Origin of the sequence: Sphaerisporangium sp. NPDC051017, assembly GCF_040683095.1 — a bacterium.
Lineage (GTDB): Bacteria > Actinomycetota > Actinomycetes > Streptosporangiales > Streptosporangiaceae > Sphaerisporangium.
In genome coordinates this window covers 66,195-85,672 of sequence record NZ_JBFBCI010000039.1, presented here as the reverse complement: position 1 = coordinate 85,672, position 19,478 = coordinate 66,195, and the positions used below count along the sequence as shown (strand labels likewise).

Below are 19,478 nucleotides of genomic sequence, written 5' to 3'. Positions count from 1 at the left end.
CCTGCCTGGTGCGGCTACGCGAGTCCGACAACATGTGGTACCGGCGCCGCCGCCAGGCGAAAGACCCGGGCCTGCCTCGACTGCCCGACACCATCGCCCGTCTGGTGGAGTTCGACCTGGTGGTGACCGAGGCCGGCGGCAAGCGCCGCACCACCCGGCTGCGCCTGCCGGCCACCCTGCTCGACCCGGCGGCGGCCCCCGCGATCGAAATCGCCCGGACCTACGCCGAGCGCTGGCAGATGGAATCGGCGTACTTCGCCATCAAGAAGACCATGCTCGGCCGCCGGGTGCTACGGGCCCGCACCCTGCCCGGCATCACCCAGGAGATCTACGCCCTGCTGACCGCCTACCAGGCGATCAGGATCGCGATCACCGACGCGACCGGGACCGTCCCCGGCGCCGACCCCGACCGGGCCGGCTTCAGCATCGCCCTCCAGGCCGCCCGCGACCAGGTCATCCAGGCCGCCGGTGTCATCGCCGGCACCACCATCGACCTGGTCGGGGCCATCGGCCGAGCCGTCTTGGACCATCTCCTGCCGCCCCGGCGGCTACGCCTCAGCCCACGAGCCGTCAAACGCCCACTGTCCCGCTACGCCTACAAGAGCCTGCGCGTCGACCGGCGCACCTACAAGGCGACGGTCAGCATCGACATCTTGACAGGGCCGATCAGCCCCTAACTTCACGGCCTTGAACTTTAGGGCGGTGGGCGGTCTAGGACATGCTCGATGACAACGCGATCCGCCCTGCCCCATAGCTTCAGGGCAGCGTTGGCAGACGGAGTTCGGTTGGATTGGCAAGAAGCGAGCAGCCTCATCAGGTGTGACGATCTGGGGAGGTCGAGGCCGCGTTCGAGCGTGGTGAGCGGTTCGTCGGGGTCGCGACCATAGGGGTGCTTTTGTCTGCGACCTATGTCAGAACATGATCACTGATGTCGTGGACTTCGCCGAGGCGCCTGGGCTGCTGTGCGACCTCGCCTTCGGGTGGTGGCAGGCCGTCCAGGCGGTGCTGCGCTAGGACGTCGATGACGAGTGCTGCTGACCAGCTGAAATCATGGCAGCCGTGCCCGTCCAGCGTGGCGGGGTCGAAGTACTCGCGGAAGCCCGCGTGCGCGACCGCCCGCACCATGCCGTCGGCGACCAGCGCGGCCAAGTCGGGGCGCCGGCGGCGCAGCCCGTGCCAGATCAGCCAGGAGAGGTTGATCCAGCTCGGCCCGCGCCAGTAGCAGGCCGGGTCGAACTCGGGGGTGCCGGGCGCGAAGCTCGGCACCGTGCCGCGCCGTTCCAGCTCGAACCGGCCGAGGGCGGTGGCGGCCAGCGCGTCGGCGATCTCGCGGGGCAGGCCGGACAGGATCAGCGGGGTCAGCCCGGCCGCGCTGGCGGACCTGATCAGGCGGCCGGTGAGCGCGTCGCGCGCGTGGAACAGCCCGTCGGCGTACAGGTGCTCCGCCATCGCGGCGGTGGTGGCCGCGGCCTCGCGGTGGTGCGGCGCGGGGTCGAGCCCGCAGACGGCGGAGATCTTCGCCAGCGCCGACTCGGCCGCGCCGTACGCGGCGTTGAACAGCGGGTCCTGCACGGAGAAGGCCCCCGTGCCCCGGTAGCCGGCGTCGCGGTAGGCGCGGGCCAGCACGGTGTACCGCTAGTCGCGGTCGGTGGGACGCTCGCCCGGGTCGATGTGGGCGAGGTCGCGGCGGGTGACGCCGAGCGGGTCGGGGGGCACCGCGGCCAGGGGCGCGTCCCAGGCCGGGCTGTTGTCCATGCCCGACTCCCACGGGTGGACGATCGACAGCAGCCCCTCGGCTGAGCGCCGCTCCTCGCGCAGGAACCGCTGCTGGGCGGCCAGGTGCGGGTAGATCCTGCGCAGAAACGCCGGATCCGGGTCCGCCAGGTGCACCTGCCAGGCGGCCGACGCGTGCACCGGCGGCTGGACGATCCTCGAGGTCGCCGCGCCGGAGGGCGCGCGCACGCGCCAGAAGTCGGGGCCGGGGAAGTAGGCGCCCGAGGGAACGTCCGGGTTGAACACGATGTGGGGCACTCTGCCGTCCCGCCACTGCGCGCCGAACAGGGTCAGCAGTTCGTGCCTGGCGCGGCGCGGCGCCCAGCGGGCGTTGCCGATCGCGATGAACGCCGAGTCCCAGCTCCACTGGTGCGGGTAGAGGCGGCGCGAGGGGGCGGTGTGGCCGCCGTCCCAGTTGGCGGCCAGCATGCGCACCGCCTCGCGGACCAGCGCGCGGTGGCCGGTCGCGTCGTACGGGGGAGCGGGGCGGGAGATCATAGAAATGCCCTGATGGAGGCGGCCGTTTCCGGCGCGCGTACGCGTCTGGGCTCGGGACGGCCGGACGGCTGTGGGGTGGCGCGGAGGACGCCGGGTCCTTGAATGGTGATGGCGCGAATACCCCCTACTTATGAGTTTTCATCAAACAAAAGTGGGAGGTTAGTCCAGCCGTCCACTCGATGGTTGCATCGTGAAGACACGCAAGTCCAGCGCTTCTGTCCGGAGGTGGCGCATGAAACTGGGATTTTTACGGCATGTCTACCGGAGAGCGATCTTTCGGAGATTGCCCGTTGGGCCGCCGACCAGGGCTTCCAGGCCCTGGAAGTCGCCGCGTGGCCCGCGCCTGCCCCCAGGAGCCACATCAGAGCAGATCGATTCGACGCGGCCACCCGGGTGCGCGACATCTTCCAGGAGACCGGGCTGACGCTGTCCTCGATCGCCTACTACGAAAACAACCTCCACCCCACCCGCCGCGCCGAGGTCAACGCCCAAGCCGCCTGCGTGGCTGAGCCGGGACGGCCGGGGGCACTGCTCGCCGGGACCCGGGAAAGATGGGAGGGTTCTCTGCATTGTTCGGGTGTGGGAGCGTTGTTCCGGGGGAAGACCTGAATGCTCGGGAGCCGTTCTGGTACGGGGTGGGTGGGGTGATCGCGGGGTGCCGGCCTGCGGATCCGGTGGAGACGCGGCGCGCACGCCGCGTGGGCGAATACGCTCGCGGACATGACAGAGCGTGATCCCCGCAGGGTGCTGAGGGAGCGCCCGTCCGTCCGGCTGATCATCGGCCTGGTCGTGGCCGGGCTCTGCGCGATGGTGTCGTTCTCGTTCGACATCTTCAACGGCGAGCCGGTGCAGTTCTTCATCGCGCTCGTGCTGGCGCTGGCCCCCGTCCCGCTGCTGCTGGCCGGCCTGCTCGCCCTGGACCGCCTGGAGCCCGAGCCGCGCAAGGACCTCGCGTTCGCCTTCATGTGGGGCGCGGGCATCGCCGTGCTCCTCGCCGGCATCGTGAACAGCCTCAACCTGCGGTACGTCACCATCGCCACTCAGGACCCCACGGGCGCGCGCAACCTCGTGGCCACCTTCGTCGCCCCCGTGGTCGAGGAGACGATGAAGGGGCTCGTGCTGGTCGGCCTGCTGCGCTGGCGCAGGCAGGAACTGGACGGGCCGACCGACGGCATCATCTACGCCGGGATGGTGGGCCTCGGCTTCGCGATGAGCGAGAACGTCAGCTACTACATCATGGCGCAGGACCAGCACGGCGTGCAGGGGCTCGCGGTCACCGTCGTGCTGCGTGGCATCCTGTCCCCGTTCGCGCATCCGCTGTTCACCTCGATGATCGGCATCGCGGTGGCGTACGCCGCAGAGAACCGCGGATCGGCGCGGGGCGGGGTCGTCTTCCTCGGCTGGCTCGGCGCGATCACCCTGCACGGCATCTGGAACGGCTTCACGTCCTACGGTGGCCTGCGCGGGCTGGCGGCGGCCTACCTGCTGCTGATGGTGCTGTTCTTCGTCGAGCTTTGGGTCGTCCTGCGGGACCGCAGGCGCATCGTCGGCTTCATCCAGTACTACCTGCCGCCCTACGGCGGGCTCGGGCTCGTCACCGACATCGACGTGTTCATGCTGTCCTCCCTGCAGGGGCGCAGGCAGGCCCGCCAGTGGGCCAAGGCGCACGGCGGGCAGCGGGGGCTGAGCGCCATGCGCGACTACCAGGTCGCCGCGACCGAGCTCGGCCTGCTGCACGACCGGGGGCGGCGCGGCGTCATCTCCAGGGAGGCCTTCGAGGGGCAGCGCGAGGCCCTGCTGGCCTGCATGAGCGCCGCCAAGTCCGATTTCCCGGTTCCCGAGCGGCACCAGACCACGATCGCCAAGGGGATGGCCCCGCCTGGGTACGCTCCCGGGCACGACCCGCGGCAGTCCGCGTCGCCGTACCCGCCGCACCCTCCGTCCGACGGCATCCCGCGCGACCCCGTCTGACCTCGTCTGACCACCCCCGACCTCGCCCGACCTCGTCCCCGACGTTCCGGGGACGCGCGTCGCCGATCGGCTAACCGCATCCCACGTGCGTGAAGGCGGGTTTGGTGTCGTCCTGTCTCTTCGCGATGAATCCGGCGCTCGCGGTCGACCCGGGATCCAGCCGCGGGTTCGCCACGGGCGCGTGGATCATCGCGAACGGGCCGCTCTGCATCGGCGTGCCCTTCCACGCCTCGGTGAGGGTCATTCCGAGCGGCATCGTCCACTGGACGTACCAGGCGTTGATCGGCGCGTCCCCGGTGTTCCTGATCGTCACCTCGCCCCGGAACCCGCCGGGCCAGGCGAACACGGTGTTCACGGACGCCGAGCAGGAGGCCGGCAACGGTGTCGACGAGGGTGTCGACGAGGGTGTCACCGGATGGGTCGACGGCACCGCCGACGTGGCGGGCCGCTGGGACGTCGCGACGGCCGGCGGGGGGCCGGGCGGGCTCGCGCGTACGGCGTCCGAGCAGCCGGTCAGCGCCGTCAGTGCGATCAGTGTGATCAGTGTGATCAGTGTGATCAGTGTGATCAGCGTGGTGAGGCCCGCGGTGAGCGCGAGCGGGTACCGGGCCGCCGTCATCGGTCCGGCCCGCCGGATCGCCTCGGACATGAGGTACGTGGTGACGGCTCCGTTGGGAGCGCTCCCATGCATGCTGCGGACATTATCCCCTGTCGCACGGCGTCTCCAGGCCCGCGGGCCGGAGAGGTTCCGATGGCACGGGAAACCGCAGGTCCACCCGGCGGTCGTCCCCGGGGCCGATGAAACTTTCGCGAGGGAAGGGCGGGAGGCTCAGGGACGCGAGCCGAGGATGCGGTCCAGCGAGGTCTCCCTCGGCCCGGGGAAGACCGGGGACGAGCGCAGCACCATCGCGTCGAGGAAGCCCTTGGCCGTCGCGCCGAACTCCCGGACGGCGTACACGACGGTCTGGCCGGGCCACACGGCGAAGGAGTCGTCGCCTACCCCGAACGCCTCGATTCCCGCCGCCCGGCACAGCGCCACCGCGCGCGGCAGGTGGAAGTTCTGCGTGACGACGGTCAGGCGGCGCGCCCCGAAGACCTCGCGAGCACGCACGCAGGAGTCCCAGGTGTCGAACCCCGCGTAGTCCAGCACCATGACCCCGGCCGGCACGCCGCGCGCGAGGAGGTAGGCGCGCATCGCGGACGGCTCGTCGTACCCCACCCTGCCGTTGTCGCCCGACAGCAGCAGAGCCCGCACCCGGCCGTCCCGGTAGAGCGCGGCGGCGAGGTCCAGCCGCGTGGCGAGCATCGGCGAGGGCACGCCGTGGAACAGCCCGGCCCCGAGCACGAGCGCCACGGGAGCGGGCGGGACATCGCGGACCCAGGCGCCGCCGGGGCCGGCCGTGACCCGATGGCCCGCGGCGAACAGCCACGCCCAGGTCATCGGCGCGACGGCGAGCAGGCTCAGCGCGACCGCCGCGAGGAACAGGCGGCGGCGCGCCCGCACGGGCCACCGCCACGGGCGGAGCGGGGACGGGAGATCGACAAGCACGCTCGCTTAGACGCCGACCGCGTCCACTTCGTTCGCGCCGGGAGCTAGGGAGTCGAGCGGGCCGCGCGCGCGCATGAGGTACACCACGCGCAGGGTGGCGATCCAGACCAGCGTCGACCCGAGCACGTGCAGGCCGACCAGGAACGCGGGCACGGCGAGGAAGTACTGCACGTAGCCGATCACACCCTGGGCCAGCTCGACGCCGAGCAGCACCAGAGCGCCGCGCCGGGCCCGGCCGGGGGCGTCGGTGACGTGCAGCGCGAACAGCAGCGCGAAGGTCAGGCCGAGCACCACCCAGACGACGTCGGCGTGCAGGCGTGCCATGGCCTCGATGTCGAAGTCGAACCGCGAGGCGGCCTCGTCCCCGGAGTGCGGCCCGGTGCCCGTCACGACGACGCCCGCGACCAGCAGCACGAACACCGCCGTGACCAGCACGAACCCGAGCGTGCGGATGTCGCGGTGGACGAGGCGGCGCGCGGGCGCGTCCCCCTCGCCGGAACGGGCGTACAGCGCGAACGCGCCCGCGATCATGCCGACGGACACCAGGAAATGGACGCTGACCGTCACCGGGTTGAGCGCCGAGCGGACCACCACGCCGCCCCACACCGCCTGGAGGGCCACCCCGGCGGGCTGGATCAGCGCCAGCCACGTCAGGGACCGGCGGCGGGGGACCAGCCGGAGGGCCGCCACCACACAGCCCGCCGCGACCGCGAGCACCAGGAACGACAGCAGGCGGTTGCCGAACTCGATGGCCATGTTGACCGGCGCGTGGGCGTCGTGCGGCGCGGGAACGAAGCTGCCCGGCGTGCACCGCGGCCAGCTCGGGCAGCCGAGGCCGGATCCGGTCAGCCGGACGGCGGCGCCGGTGACGGTGATGCCCGCGTTCGCCACCACGCTCGCCAGCGCCCACCGTCGCATGGAGGCGGCCGTGGGCGACCAGGCGGAGTGGAACAGCTCCAGGGCCCGGCCCCGGACCCGGTCGGGGAGGCCGCGCCCGGCGTTACTGGAGAACTGGTCTGCTGCGGTCACGGCACACATCGTAGGTGCCAGGGGGAGTGCCCCTGATTGCGGATGCGTTGGCTGAACCCATGGCACGTCCTCCGCCCGCGCGGGCGGGGCAGGGGATTGAACGAGGAATAGATATGTGACATATTACTGATTCATTGCGACGGTGGGCGATGAGGTGGGGATGGCGGACGTCGTTGTGGTCGGCGCTGGGGTCGTCGGAGCGGCGTGCGCGTATCACGCCGCCCGGCCGCGGTGCCTGGACGGGGCATGGCCTGCCTTTGAGGCGTCCCGGCGACCGGCGTCCCCGGGCCGAGACCGCGTTCGAGATCACGGTGGACGGCCGCCCGGTGCCCCCGGGGAGGAAGCACAGCATTCCGGGCAAAGCCGATATGTCCGGCACGGCGATCGGCCCAACGGACACTCTGGAGGAGAGGACCCCCGATGACGACGACCCGTGAGAAGCCCTGGCGCGGCGTGATGGTGGCGACGGCGCTGCCGTTGCGCGAGGACCTGAGCGTCGACGAGGACCGCTACGCCGAGCACTGCCGCCATCTGGTCGAGCAGGGATGCGACGGCGTGGTGCCCAACGGTTCGCTGGGCGAGTACCAGACGCTCACCCCCGAGGAGCGCGCCCGCGTCGTCGAGACGGCCGTCGCGGCCATCGGAGGCGACCGCGTGATGCCGGGCGTGGCGGCGTACGGCGCGGCCGAGGCGCGCCGCTGGACCGAGCAGGCGGGGGAGGCGGGCTGCCAGGCGGTCATGCTGCTCCCGCCGAACGCCTACCGCGCAGACGAGCGCTCGGTGCTCGGGCACTACCGGGAGGTCGCCAAGGCGGGCGTGCCGATCGTCGCCTACAACAACCCCATCGACACCAAGGTGGACCTGGTCCCGTCGCTGCTGGCGGAGCTGCACGCCGAGGGCCTGATCGTGGGCGTCAAGGAGTTCACCGGCGACGTGCGCCGCGCGTACGAGATCGCGGAGCTGGCCCCCGGCCTGGACGTGCTGATCGGCTCGGACGACGTGGTGCTGGAGCTGGGCATCGCCGGGGCGGTCGGCTGGGTCGCCGGGTTCCCGAACGCGCTGCCCGCGTCCTGCGTGGCGCTGTACCGGGCGGCGCTCGAGGGGGACCTGGCGACGGCGCTGCCGCTGTACCGGACGCTGCACCCGCTGCTGCGCTGGGACGCCAAGGTCGAGTTCGTCCAGGCCATCAAGCTGTCGATGGACATCGCCGGCCGGTACGGCGGCCCGTGCCGCCCGCCGCGCGTCCCGCTGACCGCCGAGCACGAGGCTTCGGTCCGCGTCGCCACCGAGAAGGCGCTGGCCGGAGGGCTGAGGTGATGAGGACCAGGAAGATCTACCACGTCGTCGACTCGCACACCGAGGGCATGCCGACGCGCGTGGTGACCGGGGGAGTGGGGGTGATCCCCGGCGCGAGCATGGCCGAGCGCCGGGAGTACTTCCTGGCGAACCTCGACCACGTCCGCAAGCTGCTGATGTTCGAGCCGCACGGCCACTCGGCGATGAGCGGCGCGATCCTGCAGCCGCCCACCCGTCCCGACGCCGACTTCGGTGTGCTGTACATCGAGGTGTCCGGCTGCCTGCCGATGTGCGGCCACGGCACGATCGGCGTCGCGACCGTCCTGGTGGAGACGGGCATGGTGGAGGTCGTCGAGCCGGTCACCACCGTCCGCCTGGACACCCCGGCCGGTCTGGTGGTCGCGTCGGTGCGGGTGGAGGACGGCGTGGCGGCGGCGGTGACGATCCGCAACGTGCCGTCGTTCAGCGCGGGGCTCGGCCGCACGGTCAAGGTGCCCGGGTTCGGGGAGGTCGTCTACGACCTGGCCTACGGCGGCAACTTCTACGCGATCCTGCCGATCGAGTCGGTGGGGCTGCCGTTCGACCGGGCCAGGGGCCGGGACATCCTGGACGCGGGCCTGGCGATCTCGGCGGCGATCAACGAGGCGGACGAGCCGGTCCACCCGCTGGACCCGGGCATCCGGGGCTGCCACCACGTGCAGTTCGTCGCGCCGGGGTCGGACGCGCGGCTGTCGCGGCACGCCATGGCGATCTATCCGGGCTGGTTCGACCGGTCGCCGTGCGGGACGGGGACCAGCGCGCGCATGGCGCAACTGCACGCGCGCGGTGAGCTGGCCCTGGGCGAGGACTTCGTCAACGAGTCGTTCATCGGCACGCGGTTCACCGGGCGGCTGCTGGAGGAGACCGAGGTGGCGGGGGTGCCCGCCGTCGTCCCGGCGATCACGGGCCGGGCGTGGCTGACGGGGACGGCCCAGCATTTCCTGGACCCCTCGGATCCCTTCCCGGAGGGCTTTCTGCTGTGATACCTGAGCGACTGCACCATGGTCCATGACATGGACTATGGCTCCATGTAGCGGGACAATGGATAGGGAAGAGGGTCCATGATGGATGTTGTCGAAAGCCGTTCGCCGCAGAACCCCGCCGACCTGGTGGCGAGCGCGCCCCTGGCCGGCGCGGACGGCGTGGCCGGAGCCGTGCGGCGGGCACGGGCCGCGCAGGCGCGGTGGGCCGGGGCGAACGCCGCCGAGCGCGCCGCCGCGCTGACCTCCGCGGCCGAGGCCGTGGCGGGCGCGGCCGGCGAGCTCGCCGATCTGGTGGTCCGGGAGGTCGGCAAGCCGGTCGCCGAGGCCAGGGGCGAGGTCGCGCGGTCGGCGGCGATCCTGCGCTACTACGCCCAGCAGGTGTTCGACCCGGTGGGCGCGGTGCACGAGCCCTCCGGCGCCGGGCTCGCCTACACGCGCAGGCGCCCGCGCGGCGTGGCGGGCCTGATCACGCCTTGGAACTTCCCCCTGGCCATCCCGCTGTGGAAGGCGGCCCCGGCGCTGGCCTTCGGCAACGCCGTCGTCCTCAAGCCCGCCCCGCACGCCCTGGCCGGCGCCCTGCGCCTGGCCGAACTGCTCGGCCTGCCCGAGGACCTGTTCCAGGTCGTCCCCGGCGGCCCCGAGGAGGGCGCGGCGCTCGTGGACGCGGCCGACGTCGTCTCCTTCACCGGGTCGGCGGCCGTGGGCCGGGAGGTCAGCGTGGCCGCCGTGCGCCGGGGCGCCGCCGTCCAGGCCGAGATGGGCGGTCAGAACGCCAGCATCGTCCTGGACGACGCCAACCTGGAGGCGGCCGCCGCGCAGATCGCCGCCGCCGCGTTCGGGTACGCCGGCCAGAAGTGCACCGCGACCAAGCGGGTCATCACGGTCGGCAACGCCGCCGAGGTGCGCGAGGCGCTGGTCGCCGCCGTCGCCAAGCTCGGCGTGGGCGACCCGTCCGACCCCGGCACCGCCGTCGGACCGCTGATCGACGAGACCGCCCGCGACCGCGTCGTCGCCGCCGCCGTCGGCGGGCGGGCGCTGACCGGCGGCGCCGCGCTGGACCGCGCCGGATGGTTCGCCGCCCCCACCCTGGTGGACGGTGTCCCGGACGGGCACGTCCTGGCGTGCGACGAGGTGTTCGGCCCGATCTGCCTGGTGCAGGACGCGGGGTCGGTGGACGAGGCCGTGGCGCTGGCCAACGGCGTGCGCTACGGGCTGGTCTCCGCCGTCTACACCCGCGACCTGGACCGCGCGCTGGAGGTCTCGGCGCGGCTGGACACCGGCCTGGTGAAGGTCAACAGCCCGACCTCGGGCGTGGACTTCTACCTGCCGTTCGGCGGCGAGAAGGACTCCAGCTACGGGCCCCGCGAGCAGGGCAAGGCCGCCCAGGAGTTCTACACCTCGACCCGCACGGTCGCCCTCGCGCCCGCGGGCGACTGACCCGGGTCACGGGTTCGCGGCCGCCCTTACCGGCCTCTTAACGGTCTGGTATCGACGTCTTGACGCGGACATACGCCGCAGGTGCAATGTCACGCACCGTGTGGGACGGCGCTGTTTCGCGAGGAGAAGAGACGATGGGCAGATCGCGTATTTCGATGATCGCGGCGATGCTGGCGGCCGCGAGCCTGCTGACCGCCGGATGCGGGCAGGGCCTCCTCGACGGCGGCTCGAACTCCGGGGGAGACGAGGGACCCATCACGCTCGGGATGCTGATCCCGCAGTCCGGCAGCGAGGCCGCCATCGGCCCGTACATGCAGAACGCCGCCCAGCTCGCCGTGGACGAGATCAACGGCAAGGGCGGCGTCCTCGGCCGCAAGCTGGAGCTCAAGATCGCCGACGACGCCTGCGACGCGCAGACCGCCGTCGCGGGCGCCAACAAGCTCGTCACCGAGGGGATCAAGATCTCCGTCGGCGGCTACTGCTCCGGCGCCACACTGCCCACCCTGCCGGTCTTCGGCAAGGCGAACATCCCGATTATCATCCCTGCCGCGAACTCGCAGGAACTCGTCGATCAGCACCTCAAGCACGTCTTCCTGATCAACGGCACCGGCACGCAGCAGGCGACCGCGGCCATGGCCTGGATGACCAAGCAGGGCGCCAAGAGCGTCGCGCTGATGCACGACAACACCAGTTACTCCAAGGACATCGCCGTCCGCACCCAGAAGCTGCTCGACGAGGCCGGCGGCTCCGAGACGGCCATCCTCGAGGCGGTGACGCCCAAGGAGAGCGACTACAGCGCGAACATCCACAACATCCTGGCCAAGAAGCCCGACTTCGTCTACTGGACCGGCTACTTCCAGGAGGGCGGCCTGATCATCCGCCAGCTCCGCCAGGCCGGGTACAAGGGCGGCATCATGGTCGGCGACGGCGCGGTGTCGCCGAAGCTCGCCGAGATCGCCGGGGGCGACGCCGAGGGCGTGTACGCCACGATGACCCAGACCCCCGAGACGCTGCAGGGCGCCGAGGGCTGGATCGCCGCCTACAAGAAGAAGTTCAACGCCGACCCCGGCCCGTACTCCAACCAGGCCTACGACGGCGTCCGGCTGGCCGCCGAGGCGGTATCCAAGGCCGGGTCCACCGACGGCGCCAAGGTGATCGCCGCGCTGGAGGCCATCGACGGCTTCCAGATGTTCTCCGGCCCGCTGAAGTTCACCGCCGACCACACCCTGTCCACCGGCGGCTTCCAGATCCTGGTCGTGAAGTCCGGCAGGTTCGCCCTGCAGGACGCGCTCAAGTGACCGTGCCGGCCGGGCCCCGCATGGCGGCGTCCCACCGGGGTGACCACCCCATGATCCCCCCGGCGGCCGGCGCGCACCCCGCGCCCGGCCGCCGCGGCCTCGAAGGAGGCACGACATGGCACAACTGATCTGGAACGGGGTGTTCGTCGGCTCCTTCTACGCGCTGGTGGCGCTCGGCTACAGCATGGTCTACGGGATCATGAGGCTGCTGAACTTCGCCCACGGCGACATCTACATGCTGGGCGCCTTCACCGGCTTCGCGGTCCTCGGAGCGGTGGGCGGCGTCTCGCCGGGCATGGCGCTGCCCGTGCTGCTCGGCGTCCTCGTCGTCACGATGGGCGTGACCGGCCTGTCCGGTGTCGTCCTTGAGCGCGTCGCCTACCGTCCGCTGCGCGGCGCGCCGCGGCTGTCCCTGCTGATCACGGCGGTCGGCGCCTCGTTCGCGCTGGAGTACGGCATGCGCGCCGCCGCCGGCGCCGACCCGCGGGTCTACCCGCTCAGGCTCGGCGGCACGTCCGTCGAAGTGCTCGGCGCGCGCGTCACCCTCCAGCAGATCGCGCTGATCATCGTCGCGGTCGTGCTCATGGCGGCGCTGAACGTGCTGGTCACCCGCACCCGCGAGGGCCGCGCCATGCGGGCCATCGCCCTGGACCCGCGCACGGCCGCGCTCATGGGCATCAACGTCAACGCGGTCATCTCCCGGACGTTCTTCCTCGGCTCGGCGCTCGCGGGCGCGGCCGGCGTGATGGCCGGGGCCTACTACGGCAAGATCGACTTCCTGATGGGCTTCCTCATCGGGCTCAAGGCGTTCACCTCGGCGGTCATCGGCGGCATCGGCAACATCACCGGCACCATGCTCGGCGGCCTGCTGCTCGGCCTGCTGGAGTCGTTCGGCACCTACTGGCTCGGCGGCGAGTGGCGCGACGTGTTCGCCTTCGGCGTGCTGATCCTGTTCCTGACCGTGCGGCCCACCGGCCTGCTCGGCGAGCGCGTGACGGAGCGCGTATGATCGCGCCCGCCCCGAAGCCCGATCAGAAGCCCACCCCCGTCCGGCCGCGCAAGGGGACGGCGCTCGGCCGCGCGACCACGCGCCTGTTCGACAGCAGGTGGGCGGGCCTCGCCGGGCTCGCCGTCGCGGTGCTGGCCCCGTTCGTCATCGCCACGCCGTACGCGCTGTCGGTCATGACCAGCGCGGCGATCTTCGTGATGCTCGCCTCCGGGCTGAACATCGTCGTCGGCTTCTGCGGCCTGCTCGACCTCGGGTATGTCGCCTTCTTCGCCGCCGGCGCCTACACCAGCGGCGTGCTCAGCACCCGGCTCGGGCTCCCGCTGCTCGCCACCGTGCCCGCCGTGATCGCCGTCACCGTCGTCGCGGGCATCGTGGTCGGCGCCCCAACCCTGCGGCTGCGCAGCGACTACCTGGCCATCGTGACGCTCGGCTTCGGCGAGATCATCCGTATCACCGCCAACAACCTGGACATCACGGGCGGCCCCTCGGGCATCTACGGCATCCCCGGCCTGACGGGCGGCCCGGTCGTCTTCTACTATCTCGTCGTGGCGATCGTCTCGGTCGCCGTCATCGGCGCCTCCCGGCTCGGCCGCTCCCGCCTCGGACGGGCCTGGCGGTTCGTCCGCGAGGACGAGGACGCCGCCGAGGCCATGGGCGTGCACACCTACCGCGTCAAGCTCGCCGCCTACATCGCGGGCGCCGTGTGGGGCGGCCTGGCGGGCGTGCTGTTCGCCGCGCAGCTCTCGGCGATCTCGCCGGGCAGCTTCACGTTCCTGCAGTCGGCGCTCGTCCTCATGGCCGTCGTGCTGGGCGGCATGGGCTCGACCCCGGGCGTGGTCATCGGCGCGATCGTCATCAGCCTGCTGCCCGAGGTGCTGCGCGACTTCGCCGGCTACCGATTCTTCGCCTTCGGCGTCCTGCTCATCCTCGTCATGCTGGTCCGCCCGCAGGGACTGTGGCCGCACCGCTCCCGGGAGGCGGGCTCATGACCCTGCTGTCGGTCCAGGACCTGCGCCTGTCGTTCGGCGGTCTGCTGGCCATCGACGGCCTGAGCTTCTCCGTCGGAGAGGCCGAGATCGTCTCGGTCATCGGCCCCAACGGCGCGGGCAAGACCTCCGCCTTCAACTGCGTGACCGGGTTCTACAAGCCCACCGCCGGGCGGATCACCCTGTCCGGCAGGGACGTCACCGGCATGCGCCCGTCCAGGATCGCGGGGCTCGGCGTGGCGCGGACGTTCCAGAACCTGCGCCTGTTCGGCGAGATGTCCGTCCTGGACAACGTCCGCGCCGGGGCCCACCTGTGGCTGCGCCAGAACTTCCTCGACGCGCTGCTGCACACCCCGCGTTACCGGCGCACCGAGCGCGAGTGCACCGAGCAGGCCCACCACTGGCTGGACTTCGTCGGCCTGCGCGGCGACCGCTTCGGCCAGGCCCGCGCCCTGCCGTACGGCGAGCAGCGGCGGGTGGAGATCGCCCGCGCGCTGGCCCGCAGGCCGGGGCTGCTGCTGCTCGACGAGCCCGCCGCCGGGCTCAACCACGGCGAGAAGGCCGAGATGCCGGACCTGATCCGCAGGGTCCGCGGCCTCGGCATCGCGACCGTGCTCATCGAGCACGACATGGGGCTGGTCATGGAGGTGTCCGAACGGGTGGTCGTGCTCAACTTCGGCCGCGAGATCGCCGACGGCCGCCCCGAGGACGTCCGCCGCGACCCCGCCGTCATCGAGGCCTACCTCGGCAAGGACGAGGACGAGGCCGGCGAGAACGGCGGGGACGCCTCGGAGGAACACCAGGGAGGCCGCGATGGCGGCGCTTGAGGTCGAGGGACTCGACGTCCACTACGGCGGCGTGCACGCCCTGCGCGGCATGTCGCTGACCGTCGGGGAGGGCGAGATCGTCGCGCTGCTCGGCAACAACGGCGCGGGCAAGACCACCACGCTCTCGGCGATCTCCGGCCTGGTGCGCCCGAGCGCCGGCGCGGTCGTGTTCGACGGCCGGGACCTCACCCGGGCCAGGCCCGAGGCCATCGTCCGGGCGGGCCTGGTGCACGTCCCTGAGGGACGCCGCGTTTTCAGCACGCTGACCGTCCATGAGAACCTGCTGATCGGCGGGTATCTCGTCCAGGACAAGGCCGAGATCCGCCGGCGCGTCGACCGGGTCTACGCCCTGCTGCCGCGCCTCGCCGAGCGGCGCGCCCAGCAGGGCGGCACGCTGTCGGGCGGCGAGCAGCAGATGCTCGCCATCGGCCGCGCGCTGGTCTCCGGCCCCCGGATGCTGCTCCTGGACGAGCCGTCCATGGGCCTGGCGCCGCTCGTCGTCGCGTCGGTCATGGAACTGGTCCGCGAGGTCAACCTGGAGGGGGTGTCGGTCCTGCTGGTCGAGCAGAACGCCAAGGCCGCGCTGAGGATCGCGCATCGCGGGTACGTGATCGAGAGCGGCGCGTGCGTGCTCGGCGGGTCCGCGGCCGAGCTGCGCGGCGACTCCCGGGTCGTCGAGGCCTACCTGGGCGGGGTCTGACCATGGGACCGGAGTTCGAGGCCGCGATCGAGACGGTCGACCACCACACCGGCGGGGAGCCGTTCCGCGTCGTCACGGCGGGCGCACCGGACATCCCGGCCGGACGGTCCTGGAGCGCAGGACCCGCGCGGCCTGTCTCGCCGAGCCGGTGGGCGGGGCCGTCGCCGCCGGGCCGGGGCCCGCGCTGTTCACGAGTGTCGGCATGGCCTGGGAGGATCTGGTCGTGGCGGACGCCGTCCACGCCGCGTGGACGGGCAGATGAGCCGGAAGGGGATGCCGGGATGACGACCGGGGCCGAGCGGGCCGTGACCGAGGAGGGCCGGCTCCACCTGCCGGCCATGAGCGGGCGCCAGAGCCTGCGCGAGCAGGTCGCGCAGGCCCTGAGGGACGCGCTGGTCGCCGCGGAGATGCGCCCGGGCGTCGTCTACTCGGCGCCGGTGCTGGCCGCCCAGTTCGGCGTCTCGGCGACGCCCGTGCGCGAGGCCATGCTCGACCTGGCCAAGGAGGGGCTCGTCGAGGCCGTGCGCAACAAGGGCTTCCGGGTCACCGAGCTGTCCGAGCGCGAGCTGGACGAGCTCACCGAGATCCGCGCGCTGCTGGAGGTGCCGACGGTCGCCCGCCTGGCCGACGCCTCACGGGCGGAGGAGTTCGAGGCGTTGCGGCCGGTGGCCCTGGAGATCGTCGCGGCGGCCGAGTCCGGCGACCTGCTGGCCTACGTCAACGCCGACCTGCGCTTCCACGTCGACCTGCTGCGGCTGGCGGGCAACGCCCACCTGGTCGAGATCGCCCGCGACCTGAGGTACCGCGCCCGGCTGTACGGCCTGAAGGGGCTGTCGGAGCGCGGCACGCTCGTCAACTCTGCCCGCGAGCACCTGGACATCCTGGACGCCCTGGTGCGCGGGGACGGCGGGGCCGCCCGGCGCGTGATCGAGCACCACATCCGGCACGTCCGGGGCATCTGGGCCGACCGTCCGGAGTGACCGGGCGTCTCGCCTCTCATCACCTGAGGTCGAGACCGGGTGCCCGCGCGAGGTCAAGGCGTGAGACCGGGCCGCCGCTGCCGGCCACGCCCCGGGATCGGGCGGCCCCATGGCGTCCGCTCGTGCCTCCCAGGCGTTTCCCGGCGCGCTCAGGAGGAGCGGGTGGCCCCGACCGAGGCGATGACCACGCAGCCGATCGCCGCCCACTCGCGCAGGTCCAGGAACTCGCCGAGGACGAACAGGCCCACCAGCGCGGCGGCCGCCGGCTCCAGGCTCATGAGGATGCCGAAGACCCGCTTCGGCATCCGGCGCAGCGCCTCAAGCTCCAGGCTGTAGGGGATGACCGACGAGAGCAGGCCGACCCCCGCGCCCAGCAGCAACAGCTCGGGACGCAGCAGGTCCGCGCCGCCGGTCGCGATCCCGGCGGGCGCGGTCACCGCCACCGCGACGATCATGGCGAAGGACAGCCCGCTCGTCCCGGGGAACCGCCTGCCCACGGCCGCCGACAGCAGGATGTACGCCGCCCAGCACGCGCCCGCCAGCGCGGCGAAGCCGATGCCGAGCCAGCTGAGACCGCTGCCGCCGTTCCACGGAGCCAGCAGGACGATGCCGAGCGCCGCCAGCACCACCCACAGCAGGTCCGTCCGGCGGCGGGAGGCCGCGACGGCGACGCCGAGCGGGCCGAGGAACTCGATCGCCACGCAGATGCCCATCGGCAGCCGGGCCAGGCCCTCGTAGAACGTGATGTTCATGACCCCGAGGGTGACGCCGAAGGCCACCCCGGCGGCCAGGTCGCGCCGCGTCAGCCCCCGCAGGCGCGGCCGGGCCACGACGCCCAGGATCAGCGCCCCGGTGGCGACGCGCAGGAAGACCACGGCGGTCGGCGCGAGCTCGGCGAACAGGTCCTTGGCGAAGCCCGCGCCGATCTGCACCGACAGGATCGCCAGGACCACCAGCCCCGACGGGGGCACGGCTCCGGCCGCCGCACGGGCGAGGGAGCCGGGCCGCGGGCGATCCCGCGAGAACGGCCCGTCGGAGAGGGACAGGGTCGGCACGGTCATGGGGGGTCCACTCGCGTTCTGGATGCGGCCGGGGGTCGGGGGAATGCCCGGCCGGCCGCGGGGACACCGCGCCCGAGGGCACGCCTCAGTGCCCTACCAGGAATACAAGACGCCGCTCAACCGCCCGCGCGCGGGGTCACTCCGCGGGTTTGAGGGCCGTGACGGCGAAGGCGGCTCCGAAGGGGTCGGCGAGCACGGCCGACCGCCCCTGCGGCAGGCCACGGGGCCGCTCGACCACTGTGGCGCCGCGCTCGGCGGCGAGGGCCACGACGGCGTCGCAGTCGCGGACGGCGAAGTGGACCAGCCAGCGGGCCCGCCCTCCCCCCGGAAGCGCGCCGCCGGCCGGGGTCATGCCCGCGACCGGCCTGCCGTCCACCAGCCACTCGGTGCGCTCCCCGCCGGGGACGCCCCGGGCCGCCCAGCCGAACACCTCCGGGTAGAACGCCTTGGCGTCCTCGGGGTCGCACGTGTCCAGCGCGGCCCAGCACGTCGATACCGGCTCGCCGACGAGCTGCGCGCCGAAGTGGCGCCCGGGCTCCCAGACCATGAAGGCCGCCCCCGCCGGGTCCTCGAACACGGCCATGGTGCCCTCGTCGAAGACCTGGACCGGTCCGGTGGACACCCGCCCCCCGGCCTCCTTGACCCGGTCGGCGACCGACTCGGCGTCTCCGGTGGCGATGTAGGTGTTCCAGGCCGGGGGCCTGCCGGGGCCGGACGTGGGCCCGACGCCCGCGACGAGCTTGCCGTCCTGCCGGAACGTCCCGTAGCCGCCCGCCTCGGGGGCCGGATCGAAACCGGCGCGCCACCCGAAGATCCCCTCGTAGAAGGCCGCCGACGCGTGGGGGTCGGGGCTGGAGAGATCCGCCCAGCAGGGCACGCCGGGCTGGTAACCGCTACGGGCCGGCATTGCGGACCTCCCTTGCCGCGGACGCCGCGCGCCCGATCTGGCGGACGGCACGGCGCCAGCGTCACACGGCGCGCCCTCCCCGCGGGCGGCGACAGGCCGCCTTGGCCCGAGGCACCCGCAAGCTTTACCTCCCTTTACCGTGACGCGGCCCTGGCGGCGCGGTCCGGCGCGGGGACCGCCCCAGGTGGTCCCTAGACTCGTCAGCATGGACTCCCCAGCCGTCGCGCTCACCGACCTGGTCAAGCGATACGGCCGCACTCTCGCCGTCGACGGCCTGACGCTGAGCGCCGAGCGCGGCGCGGTCACGGCCATCCTCGGCCCGAACGGCGCCGGGAAGACCTCGACGGTCGAGATCTGCGAGGGGTTCCGCAAGGCGGACGGCGGCACCGTCCGCGTGCTCGGCCTCGACCCCGCGCGCGCCGCCGCCGCGCTCAAGCCCCGCATCGGCGTGATGCTGCAGGCCGGCGGCGTGCCCCCGGCCATCCGGGCGGGGGAATGGCTGCGGCTGGTCGCCCGCTTCCACGCCCATCCCCTCGACCCCGGGGCCCTGCTCGACCGGCTCGGGCTGTCCGAGCACGCCCGCACCCCCTACCGCCGCCTGTCGGGCGGCCAGCAGCAGCGCCTGTCGCTCGCCGCCGCCGTCGTCGGCCGTCCCGAGCTGGTCTTCCTGGACGAGCCGACCGCCGGGCTGGACCCGCAGGCCCGGCACGCCTGCTGGGACGTGGTCGGCGAGCTGCGCGCCCGCGGGGTGTCCACGGTGCTGACCACCCACCACATGGACGAGGCCGAGAAGCTCGCCGACAAGGTCGTCATCATCGACCGGGGCACCGTGGTCGCCGAGGGCAGCCCGCGCTCGCTGACGGGCGCCGAGCGGCAGCTCCGCTTCCGCGCCAGGTCGGGCCTCGACCTGGACGAGCTGCTCACCGCCCTGCCCGCCGGCACGGCCGCCAAGGAGTCGCCGAGCGGCCACTACGTCATCGAGGGGCACGTCGGCCCCGAGCTGCTCGGCACGGTCACCGCGTGGTGCGCCGCCGAGGGCGTCACCGCCGACGACCTCAGCGTCGAGCGGCGCACCCTGGAGGACGTCTTCCTCGAACTGACCGGAAGGGAGCTCCGGTGACCACCGCGCTGGACT

Annotated in this window: 21 protein-coding genes; 14 read left to right on the top strand and 7 right to left on the bottom strand. The window is 72.7% G+C overall.

From position 1 onward, the window contains the following. Positions 1 to 677: transposase (locus AB0M95_RS26975; RefSeq protein ID WP_363770066.1), on the top strand; the 677-nt coding region annotated here is incomplete at its 5' end. Between the two features lie 229 nt (positions 678 to 906). Here the strand turns inward: AB0M95_RS26975 and AB0M95_RS26970 are convergent. Both AB0M95_RS26970 and AB0M95_RS26965 read right to left on the bottom strand, forming a co-directional pair. Next, positions 907 to 1,626, bottom strand: a complete 720-nt coding sequence (locus tag AB0M95_RS26970; RefSeq protein ID WP_363770063.1) for a hypothetical protein — start codon at positions 1,624 to 1,626, stop codon at positions 907 to 909. A 9-nt stretch (positions 1,627 to 1,635) separates the two neighbouring features. Further along, positions 1,636 to 2,271: a hypothetical protein gene (locus AB0M95_RS26965; protein WP_363770060.1), complete on the bottom strand. Its 636-nt coding sequence runs from the start codon at positions 2,269 to 2,271 to the stop codon at positions 1,636 to 1,638. Positions 2,272 to 2,454: 183 nt separating this feature from the next. Between AB0M95_RS26965 and AB0M95_RS26960 the strand changes: the two genes are divergently transcribed. Together AB0M95_RS26960 and AB0M95_RS26955 are read left to right on the top strand one after the other, a co-directional pair. After that, positions 2,455 to 2,880 carry a hypothetical protein gene (locus AB0M95_RS26960; protein ID WP_363770057.1) on the top strand — a complete coding sequence of 142 codons (426 nt, stop codon included), beginning with the start codon at positions 2,455 to 2,457 and terminating at the stop codon, positions 2,878 to 2,880. A 111-nt stretch (positions 2,881 to 2,991) separates the two neighbouring features. Then, the gene (locus AB0M95_RS26955) at positions 2,992 to 4,242 is read left to right on the top strand and encodes a PrsW family intramembrane metalloprotease (RefSeq protein ID WP_363770054.1); all 1,251 of its coding nucleotides are present in this window, start codon (positions 2,992 to 2,994) and stop codon (positions 4,240 to 4,242) included. 70 nt (positions 4,243 to 4,312) lie between these two features. Here AB0M95_RS26955 and AB0M95_RS26950 read toward each other — a convergent pair whose 3' ends face one another. The 3 genes from AB0M95_RS26950 to AB0M95_RS26940 all read right to left on the bottom strand — a co-directional run bounded on the left by AB0M95_RS26950 (position 4,313) and on the right by AB0M95_RS26940 (position 6,820). After that, positions 4,313 to 4,933 carry a cellulose binding domain-containing protein gene (locus AB0M95_RS26950; RefSeq protein ID WP_363770051.1) on the bottom strand — a complete coding sequence of 207 codons (621 nt, stop codon included), beginning with the start codon at positions 4,931 to 4,933 and terminating at the stop codon, positions 4,313 to 4,315. 138 nt (positions 4,934 to 5,071) lie between these two features. Further along, on the bottom strand, positions 5,072 to 5,791 hold the full coding sequence (locus AB0M95_RS26945; protein ID WP_358521887.1) for an ElyC/SanA/YdcF family protein: 720 nt from the start codon (positions 5,789 to 5,791) through the stop codon (positions 5,072 to 5,074). Between the two features lie 6 nt (positions 5,792 to 5,797). Next, positions 5,798 to 6,820: a COX15/CtaA family protein gene (locus AB0M95_RS26940; RefSeq protein ID WP_363770048.1), complete on the bottom strand. Its 1,023-nt coding sequence runs from the start codon at positions 6,818 to 6,820 to the stop codon at positions 5,798 to 5,800. A 160-nt stretch (positions 6,821 to 6,980) separates the two neighbouring features. Between AB0M95_RS26940 and AB0M95_RS26935 the strand changes: the two genes are divergently transcribed. The 10 genes from AB0M95_RS26935 (at position 6,981) to AB0M95_RS26890 (ending at position 16,375) form a co-directional block, all read left to right on the top strand. Beyond that, positions 6,981 to 7,244 (top strand): FAD-dependent oxidoreductase, encoded by a 264-nt coding sequence (locus AB0M95_RS26935; RefSeq protein ID WP_363770045.1) that lies wholly within the window; start codon positions 6,981 to 6,983, stop codon positions 7,242 to 7,244. Next, positions 7,241 to 8,137 (top strand): dihydrodipicolinate synthase family protein, encoded by an 897-nt coding sequence (locus AB0M95_RS26930; protein WP_363770042.1) that lies wholly within the window; start codon positions 7,241 to 7,243, stop codon positions 8,135 to 8,137. Before AB0M95_RS26935 ends, AB0M95_RS26930 begins: the two co-directional genes overlap by 4 nt. Next, complete coding sequence (locus AB0M95_RS26925) at positions 8,137 to 9,138, top strand: proline racemase family protein (RefSeq protein ID WP_363770039.1); 1,002 nt, start codon at positions 8,137 to 8,139, stop codon at positions 9,136 to 9,138. Before AB0M95_RS26930 ends, AB0M95_RS26925 begins: the two co-directional genes overlap by 1 nt. Before the next feature lie 78 nt (positions 9,139 to 9,216). After that, complete coding sequence (locus tag AB0M95_RS26920) at positions 9,217 to 10,575, top strand: aldehyde dehydrogenase family protein (protein WP_363770036.1); 1,359 nt, start codon at positions 9,217 to 9,219, stop codon at positions 10,573 to 10,575. 134 nt (positions 10,576 to 10,709) lie between these two features. After that, positions 10,710 to 11,873 (top strand): branched-chain amino acid ABC transporter substrate-binding protein, encoded by a 1,164-nt coding sequence (locus tag AB0M95_RS26915; RefSeq protein WP_363770033.1) that lies wholly within the window; start codon positions 10,710 to 10,712, stop codon positions 11,871 to 11,873. A 115-nt stretch (positions 11,874 to 11,988) separates the two neighbouring features. Continuing rightward, the gene (locus AB0M95_RS26910; protein WP_363770030.1) at positions 11,989 to 12,882 is read left to right on the top strand and encodes a branched-chain amino acid ABC transporter permease; all 894 of its coding nucleotides are present in this window, start codon (positions 11,989 to 11,991) and stop codon (positions 12,880 to 12,882) included. Beyond that, positions 12,879 to 13,871 (top strand): branched-chain amino acid ABC transporter permease, encoded by a 993-nt coding sequence (locus tag AB0M95_RS26905; RefSeq protein WP_363770027.1) that lies wholly within the window; start codon positions 12,879 to 12,881, stop codon positions 13,869 to 13,871. The genes AB0M95_RS26910 and AB0M95_RS26905 overlap by 4 nt, the downstream gene beginning before the upstream one ends. Beyond that, on the top strand, positions 13,868 to 14,695 hold the full coding sequence (locus AB0M95_RS26900; protein WP_358521863.1) for an ABC transporter ATP-binding protein: 828 nt from the start codon (positions 13,868 to 13,870) through the stop codon (positions 14,693 to 14,695). The genes AB0M95_RS26905 and AB0M95_RS26900 overlap by 4 nt, the downstream gene beginning before the upstream one ends. Next, on the top strand, positions 14,682 to 15,395 hold the full coding sequence (locus AB0M95_RS26895; RefSeq protein ID WP_363770024.1) for an ABC transporter ATP-binding protein: 714 nt from the start codon (positions 14,682 to 14,684) through the stop codon (positions 15,393 to 15,395). The genes AB0M95_RS26900 and AB0M95_RS26895 overlap by 14 nt, the downstream gene beginning before the upstream one ends. A gap of 281 nt (positions 15,396 to 15,676) precedes the next feature. Further along, positions 15,677 to 16,375 (top strand): GntR family transcriptional regulator, encoded by a 699-nt coding sequence (locus AB0M95_RS26890; protein WP_363770021.1) that lies wholly within the window; start codon positions 15,677 to 15,679, stop codon positions 16,373 to 16,375. A 149-nt stretch (positions 16,376 to 16,524) separates the two neighbouring features. Here the strand turns inward: AB0M95_RS26890 and AB0M95_RS26885 are convergent, their stop codons facing one another. Then, the gene (locus tag AB0M95_RS26885) at positions 16,525 to 17,436 is read right to left on the bottom strand and encodes an EamA family transporter (RefSeq protein ID WP_363770018.1); all 912 of its coding nucleotides are present in this window, start codon (positions 17,434 to 17,436) and stop codon (positions 16,525 to 16,527) included. Between the two features lie 136 nt (positions 17,437 to 17,572). Next, positions 17,573 to 18,343: a VOC family protein gene (locus tag AB0M95_RS26880; protein ID WP_363770015.1), complete on the bottom strand. Its 771-nt coding sequence runs from the start codon at positions 18,341 to 18,343 to the stop codon at positions 17,573 to 17,575. A gap of 205 nt (positions 18,344 to 18,548) precedes the next feature. On the opposite strand from AB0M95_RS26880, the gene AB0M95_RS26875 reads away from it, so the two are divergent. Next, positions 18,549 to 19,463 (top strand): ABC transporter ATP-binding protein, encoded by a 915-nt coding sequence (locus AB0M95_RS26875; RefSeq protein WP_358521848.1) that lies wholly within the window; start codon positions 18,549 to 18,551, stop codon positions 19,461 to 19,463. Positions 19,464 to 19,478: the final 15 nt, after the last annotated feature.

Coding starts and splice junctions, on each gene's coding strand:
- AB0M95_RS26895 (WP_363770024.1), top strand. CDS start 14,682: ATGGCGGCGCTTGAGGTCGAGGGACTCGACGTCCACTACGGCGGCGTG.
- AB0M95_RS26920 (WP_363770036.1), top strand. CDS start 9,217: ATGATGGATGTTGTCGAAAGCCGTTCGCCGCAGAACCCCGCCGACCTG.
- AB0M95_RS26950 (WP_363770051.1), bottom strand. CDS start 4,933: ATGCATGGGAGCGCTCCCAACGGAGCCGTCACCACGTACCTCATGTCC.
- AB0M95_RS26955 (WP_363770054.1), top strand. CDS start 2,992: ATGACAGAGCGTGATCCCCGCAGGGTGCTGAGGGAGCGCCCGTCCGTC.
- AB0M95_RS26910 (WP_363770030.1), top strand. CDS start 11,989: ATGGCACAACTGATCTGGAACGGGGTGTTCGTCGGCTCCTTCTACGCG.
- AB0M95_RS26890 (WP_363770021.1), top strand. CDS start 15,677: ATGACGACCGGGGCCGAGCGGGCCGTGACCGAGGAGGGCCGGCTCCAC.
- AB0M95_RS26915 (WP_363770033.1), top strand. CDS start 10,710: ATGGGCAGATCGCGTATTTCGATGATCGCGGCGATGCTGGCGGCCGCG.
- AB0M95_RS26880 (WP_363770015.1), bottom strand. CDS start 18,343: ATGCCGGCCCGTAGCGGTTACCAGCCCGGCGTGCCCTGCTGGGCGGAT.
- AB0M95_RS26885 (WP_363770018.1), bottom strand. CDS start 17,436: ATGACCGTGCCGACCCTGTCCCTCTCCGACGGGCCGTTCTCGCGGGAT.
- AB0M95_RS26900 (WP_358521863.1), top strand. CDS start 13,868: ATGACCCTGCTGTCGGTCCAGGACCTGCGCCTGTCGTTCGGCGGTCTG.
- AB0M95_RS26875 (WP_358521848.1), top strand. CDS start 18,549: ATGGACTCCCCAGCCGTCGCGCTCACCGACCTGGTCAAGCGATACGGC.
- AB0M95_RS26965 (WP_363770060.1), bottom strand. CDS start 2,271: ATGATCTCCCGCCCCGCTCCCCCGTACGACGCGACCGGCCACCGCGCG.
- AB0M95_RS26930 (WP_363770042.1), top strand. CDS start 7,241: ATGACGACGACCCGTGAGAAGCCCTGGCGCGGCGTGATGGTGGCGACG.
- AB0M95_RS26935 (WP_363770045.1), top strand. CDS start 6,981: ATGGCGGACGTCGTTGTGGTCGGCGCTGGGGTCGTCGGAGCGGCGTGC.
- AB0M95_RS26905 (WP_363770027.1), top strand. CDS start 12,879: ATGATCGCGCCCGCCCCGAAGCCCGATCAGAAGCCCACCCCCGTCCGG.
- AB0M95_RS26925 (WP_363770039.1), top strand. CDS start 8,137: ATGAGGACCAGGAAGATCTACCACGTCGTCGACTCGCACACCGAGGGC.